Raw genomic sequence first — 10,526 nt, 5'->3', positions numbered from 1 at the left:
AACAGGAATATAGTTTTCAAGAAGCAGCTTACTATCGTTTATTAGAAGCTCGTCGTTACTTAAGTGAAGATAGTAGTCGCTATCGTCGCCCGATGGTAACACATGTTTACCGAGAAGCTATTGAGCTTTACGATCGCCACATTTACGAAAAAGGATCTTGTGTTTATCACATGATTCGGGCCCAATTAGGAGATGAGTTGTTTTGGCAGGCTATCCAAACATTTGTTCAAGATAATGCCCATAAAACCGTAGAAACAGTAGACTTACTCAGGGCGATTGAAAAGGCTACCGGACGTAATCTTTTATTCCTCTTTGACCAATACGTTTTTCGTGGTGGTCATCCCGATTTTAAAGTAGCTTACTCTTGGGATGGGGATGCTAAATTAGCAAAAATTACCCTAACTCAAACCCAAGCTGCTGAAGGTAAAAATGGCAGTAAAGATTTGTTTGATTTAAAAATACCTATTGGTTTTGGCTATACCCAAGAGGAAGAAGGGAGGAATGAGGAGTTAGGAGTAGAGACGCGATTAATCGCGTCTGTACAGGAGTTAGGAGTTAAAAAGAAATCCAAACTCATAATTAATAACTCACAACTCAAAACTTTTGTAGTGCGGGTAAATGAGCGTGAACAAAGCTTCTACTTTCCCCTAGAAAATAAGCCCCAATTTATCAGCTTTGATGTTGGGAATAATTATCTGAAAACAGTAACTTTGGAGTATCCAATATCAGAGTTAAAAGCACAGTTAGAATTTGATCCCGACCCGATTTCACGTATTTACGCAGCAGAAGCTTTGGCGAAAAAAGGCGGCTTAGAAGCTACCATTGCACTGTCTACGGCGGTCAAAAATGACCCATTGTGGGGTGTGCGTGTGGAAGCGGTGAAACAACTAGCCAAAATCAATTTAGACCAAGCCTTTGATGGCTTAGTTCTTGGGTTAAAAGATAAAAATGCTTACGTGCGACGAGTTGTAGTGGAAGCACTTGCTCAAATCAAAACTGCTGAAAGCTATAAAGTTGTAAGAGGGTTAGTGCAAAAGGGCGATCCTAGCTATTACGTTGAAGCAGCAGCTTCTCGTGTGATCGGGGCCATCGCATCTGCAAACTTGGAAGAAAAACCCAAGGAAGATAAGATATTAAAGCTGCTGAAATCCGTTTTAGAAGAAAAGGCGGGTTGGAATGAAGTCGTGCGGAGTGGTGCGATCGCTGGTTTAGCTGAATTCAAAACCTCGGAAGCAGCTTTAAATTTGCTAATAGAATACACCAAACTCGGTGTACCACAACCCCTACGTTTAGCCACAATTCGCGCTTTAGGAAAGATTTCTGTAGGTCAAAGTCCGGTTAATTTGGAACGAATTTTAGAAAAATTAACAGAACTAGCCAAAGAAACCTTCTTTTTAACGCAAGTGTCGGTAGCAGCAGCATTAGGACAAATGGAAACACCCAAAGCAGTGGGGATTTTGCGATCGCTAGTTGAACAAACAGCCGATGGGCGTGTACGTCGCTATGCTGAAGAAGAAATTTCTAAAGTGCACAAGAATATTGGTTCAGAAAAAACCCTGCGTCAATTGCGTGAGGATTTCGACCAACTCAAACAACAAAATCAGGAATTGAGAAGCCGTTTAGAAAACTTGGAGGCTAAATCTAAATAGCATTACACTATGGCTAAAAGTAGCTAATTGGTAATTGGTAATTGTGTCAAAATCATTATCAATTGCCAAATTTCTAGCATTTATAAATAATAATTTTCTTATGAAGTCAAAGTGTAGCGCTCATCCGATATCCCGCCCAGAACTTAAGTTCTGGGCTAATAGCTCAAGTCCACTCAAGTGGACTGAAATTTTACCTTTTACACATAGCTTTTCCTAATCAAATGAGGTACATCAGAGCAAGCTCCTCGCTTGCTCTTAGAGGGCGTTGGGGGTGGGTTTATATACCTACTCAACTGAAAACCGCTATAAGACATCCTTCTACATGGCTGAAAATTGTGTATTTAGTCCTCTTGAGAGGACTTTAGCTATAAGCAAGAGGAATTTATTCCGAGGCGGGATTGGTAACGAAGATTAAATCCAAGACAGTAATAGTACTACTACTCCATATAACTGTTAGTAAATAAAGTTACTTACGATCGCAGTTTATTTAAATTTGCATAATCAGACACAGGTAGATATTTATATTTTTATAAAAAATAGTTAAGAAAAAATAAAATCATCTGAAACGTTGATAAGTAGTTGTAGTTTTATAAAGTATAATTAAGAAAAAGATAAACAAATCTAGGCAGTAACATAGGCTAAAATCACCGCGAACAGTATCCTAAAAGGGTAGAGTTCTAGTTGTTTTAGATAAAAGATTACCGCTATCCTGAACTTGCAACTAACTTGTGGGTTAGGAAAAAAACAATCATTGTAAATTTTTCAGTTGAAGAGGCAAATAAAGGCGTGGGTCAGTATCAACCTACTCTGCTAAAACTCTATAATCCAGAGGCGATCGCTCGCTACTATAGTTACCGTCCCTGGCTAGCCTGGGGGCGACTGGTGAGAATTATCTCCTCTTTTGCAGGATTTATCCTCAGTCTCAAGTGGGACGAATGGCAAGATAAAGTTGAGCAGAACAAGGGTAAACGAGCTATCCAGTTGCGAGAACTGCTCACCCGCCTTGGCCCGACTTTTATCAAAGTTGGTCAAGCCCTCTCTACCAGACCTGACCTAATACGTAAGGATTTTCTAGAAGAACTGATCAAGTTACAAGACCAGTTACCACCTTTCGATAATGCGATCGCTTACAAAATTATCGAAACTGAACTCGACCGTCCAATTCATGAAAGTTTTAGCGAACTGTCGCCTAAACCAGTAGCAGCAGCTAGCTTGGGTCAAGTATATCGTGGTCGTCTCATCAGTGGTGAAGAAGTCGCCGTGAAGGTGCAACGCCCAAACTTACGCCCGATTCTCACCCGCGACCTTTATCTATTGCGGTGGGGGGCGAGTTGGGTAGCTCCTTGGTTACCCCTCAATCTCGGTCACGACCTAACTTTAATCGTGGACGAGTTTGGCACGAAGTTATTTGAAGAAATCGACTATATAAATGAAGGTCGCAACGCCGAAAAATTTGCTAGCAACTTCCGCAACGACCCCCAAGTTAAAGTTCCAGGAATTTACTGGCGTTATACCAATACCCACGTTTTAACCCTGGAATGGATTGACGGCTTCAAGTTGACAGATACTCAACGTATCCAGGAAGCTGGTTTAGATCCAGAGGCGATCATCCAAATTGGCGTTACATCAGGTTTGCAACAGCTTTTAGAACACGGCTTCTTTCATGCTGATCCTCATCCCGGCAATTTGTTTGCTGTACCCGATGGTCGGATGGCTTATATTGACTTCGGCATGATGGATCAGTTGGAGGAAACCACCAAAGAAACACTGGTGGATGCACTGGTGCATTTGGTGAATAAAGATTACACAGACTTAGCCGAAGATTTTGTAAAATTAGGATTTTTGACTCCAGACACAAATATTTGCCCGATTGTGCCAGCATTAGAAGCGGTGCTGGGAAGCGCCATTGGTAAAAATGTCAAGGATTTTAACTTCAAAACTATTACCGATGAATTCTCGGAACTGATGTACGAATATCCTTTCCGAGTCCCGGCGAAGTTTGCTTTGATTATTCGTTCCTTGGTGACTCAAGAAGGTATTGCCCTAAGCCTCAACCCGAATTTCAAAATTGTGGAAGTGGGTTATCCCTATATAGCACGGCGGTTGCTGACAGGGGAATCACCGGAATTACGGCGACGATTATTGAATGTGTTGTTTAAAGATGGTAAATTCCAGTGGCAGCGATTAGAGAATTTGATTGCGATCGCTCGTACCGATAACAACTTTGATGTATTGCCCACAGCCCAGATGGGGTTCCAATATTTGATGTCGGAAGAAGGTAAATTTCTGCGGCGACAGCTGGTGCTTGCTCTCACCGAAGATGACCGCCTCCACACAGAAGATGTCCAACGCCTGTGGAACCTGGTTAAAGATGACTTAAAACCGGATCGTTTATTAAATGTAGCGATCGGCATTTTAACAGACTTATCCAGGGAAGGGGCAGCTGCTATTTTGCCAAAAACTACATTCCTTTCGCCTTTTGCTGGGAACCAGTCAACAAATAAAAACTAAAAAATCTTTAATATAAATCAGGAGTTTTCATGTACTATTTTCCTCTGCAACCGCCTTATTTTCTGTTACTTGTTGGCTTTCTGACAGCATTAACATCTGGTTTGGCATTATCTGGCACTTTGAAAGTAATTGTACAGAAATGGCCAAGCGAGCGTACAGAAAATACTAAACCGCGTTCCTCATTGAAACAATTACTGGTGCCATTTATCGGTATAACTGGCGGTACTTGTCTATTTTTGTCTTCAGGGTTAGCAATATTTGGCTTTCCCACCTCCTTGGCTTTAGGAGTCGGTCTACCAATTAGTCTCTTTACTTGTTTATTAGTTTGGTTGCAATTGGGAAGCATGATGACCTTTATAGAACGCGAAGGTATGCAATCTTTAGATTTAGATTCTTTTTCTTAGATAGTAGAACGCTTCACCAACATACAAATTACCGTAAAAGCTCACCGCCAGCAATGATGTTCTACTAAAAATGAGATCATTAGCTAGTGGTGAAGACTTATTTTGTACTAAAATTTTATAAATCCAAGATTTAATTGCGTTAAGATTACGTAAGTAGGTAAACATAATTAATTACACAATGTCATTGCGAATGCAGTGAAGCGAAATGAAGCAATCGCAAAGGCTGGGATTGCTTCGCTTCGCTCGCAATGACTGTAATTAATTTTGCGTAGTTACTTACAAATTCTGAAATGTGCATCCGCAGTATCTCTGGTAAAGAGATAGCAACTATGACTCCAAGTATACTCGACTTTGTTTAGAATTTTAGCTTTGCAGATTTTTATTTAATTAGAAGGGGCGTAAAAAGCTATGACTCAAGACAAAAAAGGATTTTGTTTTTGTACTTTAGCATGTGGTAAGAACTATCGTAATCTTGCATTGTTATTAGCAAAAGATATCGAAAAATATTCGCCTAACAGTTCTTTTGTTATTTTAACTGATTGTCCTAGCGACTTTAGCCAACAACCTAACGTTTTGGCATTTAAGCATAGACAACAAAGTGTTAAGTTTTACCATGACAAAAGATTTGCAATAGCCAAGGGTTTATCTCTATTTAATTCATGCATATTCATTGATGCAGATATGCGAATATTAGCGCCAGTTCCACAAAATCCGAAATGCATTTCAATGCCAGGAATAACAGCAAGGGGTTGTGAAAATATGCCTAAAAAGTATGCTAGGGTTCTAGCTGGCAATCCTGATGCCAAACTTCTGAAAGAGTTTAAAGTGGTTAAAAAGGCTGCTTCAAAGTTAAATCTAGAACTAGAAAATGAAGATATTAATTTTGTTTATGAATATTTATTTGCAGTTACAAAAGACTCTGGAAGGGAAATGGAATTTCTTAAACAGTGGGAAATTCTGGCATCTTATTGTGAGTTAAATGGACTGTATGACTCCGAAGGTAATGCAATAGGTTTAGCAGCTGCTAAAGCAGGTTTACCTGTTAGATGGAGTGCAATGGAGGGTATCTCTTTCTTTAAGAATAGAATCGAATTCGTCAGAATCAAAAAGGGAGAGTCGAAAATGGAGGATGTAGCAATATATTTTGAGCAACAAACAAAGCTAGAATACCCCGAACGCTTCATTGGGCAGAGAATTATACTTAAAAGCAATAAAATTATTAAGTATTTATATAATTTACTGCGTTTAAGAATTTTAACTTTGAAAGACTTTGATTTTTATTACCGATAATTGGGCAATAGATAAGCTACAAATTAAATAACTTTTAAGTCCAATTTGACAAAGCTGTTAGCTATTAGCTATTAGCTATTAACCCGGTACATGCCTCGCCCCTCGTGGGCGAAAAATTAGTCTTGGGGAGGTTAATACCCCGCTCATATTGGGCGGCTTGTTTAAAACTAATCGCAAGCTCGCTAACCGCTAATCGCTTTTATCGTAAAATAATACCGTTTGCCAAGCTTTTCATTCCCAGAATGCCGATGTTTTGTTTAACCAGTTCTGGCACAACCAGCTTTTCAAAGCTTCGATAGTGGGCATCCATCACATTGAGCGGCATCTGCGCTGTATCAAATTTAAACCCATTAGTGACACCAATGCACAGCTATGCGCCCCTACGAACGTGTTTGTATTCAAAATGAAAAACTCCACGCCACTTGCGGGATGGAGTTTTTGGGCATGGGAAATGGGGCATGGGGCATGGGGAAGAGTTACCAATGCCCTATGCCCTATGCCCTAAGTCGGCGGGCGGCTATCCCTCACCACGCCACTTGCGGGATGGAGTTTCCCGCCGACTTCCAATAAAACCGTTATATAACAAGTACTAACGGTCAGCTAATATATTCAAGTTTTGTCTCAATTCTAAATTTTGCACTATTACCAACTAGTTTTGGTAACAGGAGAAACTATTGGAACCTCTTTGAGGATCAGAATCTACTGATCTTTTTTGTTGTAATATTACCCTGATATGACCGATCGCTTTGGATCAAAATCCTATTAATGGGGCACGGTTTGCCGTGCCCGTATTAGGGCTTCATACCAGTACCTATGGGGTGTCTAGTAAATTAGCTGTTGCTGGTGAGTCGGTACAGGGCATTTCTACTGTGGAGTGGTGGAACAAAGTTTCCAGATAGACTCGAGCAGCACGGCGATCGCTATCTCCATTTTGGAGTAAAAACAATGATAGCGCCGCCGTTAATACTCTGTTTTCATCCCAGTCGGGATGGGTTTCTAAGTAGTTTTTTAAGGATTCGTGGAGTGTTTCGGGAATTTCTGTAAAGATGCTAACCGTTGCTTTCATGAGATTTTCCTCCTATGAGGATAATCAAGAGGGACAAGTTGCTTGCGCTGAAGCGGCTTAGGGCTACTTCACACGCTCTTTCGCCAGCCCGCCAATCTACGCCCACATCTGGTGGTAATATATTTTACACATTTGATGCCAACGGTTGAACGGATTACAAAAGCAAGCCGAATCATTGTGCGCCAAGAGGGGGTGGGTTTGTCAATGCTGCGAAATGTTAAAAACGACTGTATAAAAAATAAATACGAACGTAATAATCAGCATTTAAAGCAATTTTTTGTTACTTTACTTTACAAGAACTCAGTCCTTTAAGTTCCTTCCCACTGTTAATCAACAATCCCCAATCAGAGAGTAAGAAGCCCGTTAGTCCGTAGAGAACCTGTGGAAAACTGTTAAAATCCCTGTGGAAACCCTGTGGAATGAATGAGGAAAATAGCAGCCAATGATAAGAATTACAAAAATGTCATCAAGCTATGACATTTAAACTCATGAAATTAGCTTCTCAATCGCAGTTATCATCGTGGCTGCCTTCGATACATCCCCAGATATGGATTTTTGCAATTGGTAGATTTCTATCGGAAGTTGGTACTGGCTGTACCCTGTTTTACGCCCCCATCTTTTTTGTCAATCAAGTTGGTTTATCTGCAACCAGTGTTGGGGTAGCCTTGGGTAGCGCTTCGATTTTCGGCATTGTAGGGCGGATTGTAGGTGGTTCTTTGGCTGATTCTGAACACTGGGGACGCCGCCGCACTTTGTTGCTAGCGACGGCGATTTTAGCAATTGGTTCTCTAGTGTTAGCTGCAACCAATAATTTTACGATTTTGGTAATCGGTAGCTTGATTAGCGGTTTAGGGATAGGTTTGTATTGGCCTGCGGCTGAAGCTGTTGTTGCTGACGCTAGCCAGATTGACAATCGCCGGGAAACTTTTGCGATCGCCCGACTAGCTGATAATCTTGGGTTAGCGATCGGAATTATGCTGGCTGGGTTTTTGATCTCAATAATTGGGAGTTATCGATGGCTCTTTGTCATTGATGCCATCTCTTTTTTGATGTTTTTTGGGGTTGTCTATGTAGGAATTAGTGAAACTGAACAGCAGCAGATAGGGGAATCTGAAAAGATAGAACTTTTTGCTTCTTGGATGGCAGTATTAAGAGATGGCCGTTTCCTGCTCTACATAGCAGTTAATATATTCTTCACAATCTATATTTCTCAAATCCACAGCACCCTGCCGCTTTACTTCAAAAACTTTGTTATAAAAAGTACTCCCGAAGGATTTGCTCAAACTACGATTAGCGTTCTATTTGCTTGGCATCTGGTGTTCGCTATTATCTGTCAGTTGCCTGTAACTAGTATTTTAAAACGCTGCTCACACACACTCGCGCTTACAGTTTCCGCTATTTTCTGGGCGATTGGTTTTGGACTGATTTGGGTAAGCGGCACTGCCCCATCTCATCATCTAGTTTGGGTAATATTAGCATTGGGAGTATTTGCTGTGGCGATTGTCTCCTATACCCCATCTGCTGCTTCTTTAGTGACTGAGTTAGCCCCGGAAAATCAACGCGGCGTTTATTTTTCCATCAACGCTTTGTGCTGGGCTGTTGGTTCTTTTATTGGTCATCCCTTGGGTGGATGGGCATTAGATCAACCACAAATTATTACCAATACTTACTGGCTATGCTTTATCTTGAGTGTAGCGATCGCTGTAGCAATTTTACAGTATCTGAATCGAATTTTAGCTGATTAATCAGCTAAAATTCGATTCAGGACTACCAAAAAAATAAACGACCAAACGCGTCAAAATAAAATGTCCAAAATCAACCTAAAGTCTATAAAACTAACTACTAACGTCTTATTAGGTGGTGTCAGCGCTACTTTGATGATTCTTGGCAGCGTAGAATCAGCACCAGTTCCTTATTATTCAATTGTTGATCTGGGTACACTTCCTGGCTATGATGCGAGCATCAGTACAGGGATCAATAAATTAGGTCAAGTAGTTGGCTATTCAGCTAAAGGAGATGGCTCCTCCTTCCGTGCCTTTTTGTGGGAGAACGGTGTAATCAAAGATATTGGTACACTTGGCGGCGATGGAAGTGTCGCTTGGGATGTAAATAATTCTGGCAAAGTTGTTGGTGGGGCACACACAGGTAAACAAGATCCTAACGGCAATGGTATTTTTCATGCCTTTGCCTGGAATAAAAAAACTGGGATGATTGACATTACTCCTTCTACAGAAGATTCGACACGTGCTGAAGCTATCAACGACGCGAACCAAATAATTATTTCACAAGGTAATCAAGCCTTTGTTATAAAAAATGGTGTAAAAAGTAATCTTTGCTCTGATTCCTCTAGGGAATGCTTTGCCTATGACATTAATAACTTTGGTTTAATAGTAGGTTACTCAGAAGTCGCTCTCCGCCAAAAATGTGACTTTTACCCTGAATATAATAACACAACGATTTGCTCTGATATTACTGCTCGTCGCGCCCATCTCTGGAAAAACGGCAATCTCATAAATCTCGGCACGATTGGAGATGCTACAGACGAATCTAACTGGAGTCAAGCAGTAGCTATTAATAACTTGGGAGAGATAGTTGGAGAAGCAAATAGAAAATGTGTTTTTTGGGATAAGGATGGTAATATTGTTGAGCTTGGTGCGTCTAGCAGCGACTGTGTTGCAACTGGTATCAACAACAAAGGTTGGGTAGTGGGAACGGTAGAGACTAATACTCCAAACCCAGAAGCTCGTGCCTTTTTATGGTGCAAAAATAAAAGGGGGAAAGACCTCAACAATCTCATCCGTCCTAACTCCGGCTGGACGCTAACTAGTGCCATTGATATTAATGACGCTGGACAGATTACAGGTTATGGAAAAATCAATGGTAAGGATCATGCCTTCCTCTTGATACCCCATCGCTCCTAAGCTGTTCGTCATCTAGTTTCACAGGGTAATCTAAGGCAGCAAACGGTTTCAAGCGCTAAATTATCAAATTTAGATGCGCGTCAGCTTAATTAAGTCGCATCGTCAGATAAAAAATAAAAGCAATAGTAGCTATGTTGCAATTTGAATGCCGATTAGCTTACCTAAAACTTCTCCTTCTCCGACTCATCATTGATGGATTTAAGCAGCGCGAGACGGCGTTGAGCTTTGTCTACAGCAGCAGAACCGCGATTTTTTCAAGACATGGCAAATATTTCTGGAATAGTTCTTTTTCAAGATACTCGGATATCTTTCTGCGTAATAAAAGTAGTTTTATAGATTTAATTTAAACGCAATAATGAAGATTTACCCTGTGTTTATACTTATTGATTCCGATCTGTCTCTTGTTTCGGGATGAACGCAACAAGCAAATGTTGTCGCTCAACAAGCAAATGTTGTCCCTCAACAAGCAAATGTTGTCCCTCAACAAGCAAATGTTGTCCCTCAACAAGCAAATGTTGTCCATCAACAAGCAAATGTTGTCCCTCAACAAGCAAATGTTGTCGCTCAACAAGCAAATGCTGTTGCTCAACAAGCAAATGCTGTTGCTCAACAAGCAAATGCTGTTGCTCAACAAGCAAATGCTGTCGCTCAACAAGCAAATGCTGTCGCTCAACCTGACTTTTCA

8 protein-coding genes and 2 pseudogenes are annotated in these 10,526 nt (G+C 40.8%); 7 read left to right on the top strand and 3 right to left on the bottom strand.

From position 1 onward, the window contains the following. The 4 genes from LC574_RS09550 to LC574_RS09535 all read left to right on the top strand — a co-directional run. The coding region (locus LC574_RS09550; RefSeq protein ID WP_229453251.1) for a M1 family metallopeptidase at positions 1-1,649 on the top strand (1,649 nt) is incomplete at its 5' end. Positions 1,650-2,435: 786 nt separating this feature from the next. Continuing rightward, positions 2,436-4,160, top strand: a complete 1,725-nt coding sequence (locus LC574_RS09545; protein ID WP_229453249.1) for an AarF/ABC1/UbiB kinase family protein — start codon at positions 2,436-2,438, stop codon at positions 4,158-4,160. A gap of 29 nt (positions 4,161-4,189) precedes the next feature. After that, positions 4,190-4,564, top strand: coding sequence for a hypothetical protein (locus tag LC574_RS09540; protein WP_229453247.1), 375 nt, complete (start codon positions 4,190-4,192; stop codon positions 4,562-4,564). 408 nt (positions 4,565-4,972) lie between these two features. Then, positions 4,973-5,854 (top strand): hypothetical protein, encoded by an 882-nt coding sequence (locus LC574_RS09535; protein WP_229453245.1) that lies wholly within the window; start codon positions 4,973-4,975, stop codon positions 5,852-5,854. A 202-nt stretch (positions 5,855-6,056) separates the two neighbouring features. Here the strand turns inward: LC574_RS09535 and LC574_RS09530 are convergent. Beyond that, a pseudogene (locus tag LC574_RS09530) lies at positions 6,057-6,206 on the bottom strand (aldo/keto reductase); the annotation flags it as partial. A gap of 106 nt (positions 6,207-6,312) precedes the next feature. On the opposite strand from LC574_RS09530, the gene LC574_RS37910 reads away from it, so the two are divergent. Then, complete coding sequence (locus tag LC574_RS37910; protein ID WP_267871474.1) at positions 6,313-6,447, top strand: hypothetical protein; 135 nt, start codon at positions 6,313-6,315, stop codon at positions 6,445-6,447. Between the two features lie 281 nt (positions 6,448-6,728). Here the strand turns inward: LC574_RS37910 and LC574_RS09525 are convergent. Further along, positions 6,729-6,920: pseudogene (locus LC574_RS09525) on the bottom strand (DUF2811 domain-containing protein); the annotation flags it as partial. Positions 6,921-7,408: 488 nt separating this feature from the next. Here LC574_RS09525 and LC574_RS09520 point away from each other — a divergent pair. Both LC574_RS09520 and LC574_RS09515 read left to right on the top strand, forming a co-directional pair. Then, positions 7,409-8,665 (top strand): MFS transporter, encoded by a 1,257-nt coding sequence (locus LC574_RS09520; RefSeq protein WP_229453243.1) that lies wholly within the window; start codon positions 7,409-7,411, stop codon positions 8,663-8,665. 60 nt (positions 8,666-8,725) lie between these two features. Next, on the top strand, positions 8,726-9,841 hold the full coding sequence (locus LC574_RS09515) for a DUF3466 family protein (RefSeq protein ID WP_229453241.1): 1,116 nt from the start codon (positions 8,726-8,728) through the stop codon (positions 9,839-9,841). Positions 9,842-10,221: 380 nt separating this feature from the next. On the opposite strand, the gene LC574_RS09510 is transcribed toward LC574_RS09515, so the two are convergent. Beyond that, on the bottom strand, positions 10,222-10,526 hold a 305-nt coding region (locus LC574_RS09510), incomplete at its 5' end, for a hypothetical protein (protein WP_229453239.1).

Origin of the sequence: Nostoc sp. CHAB 5715, assembly GCF_020829685.1 — a bacterium.
Lineage (GTDB): Bacteria > Cyanobacteriota > Cyanobacteriia > Cyanobacteriales > Nostocaceae > Nostoc.
Note: the sequence above shows the minus strand (reverse complement) of the source record. Positions and strands in the feature narration are given on the sequence as shown.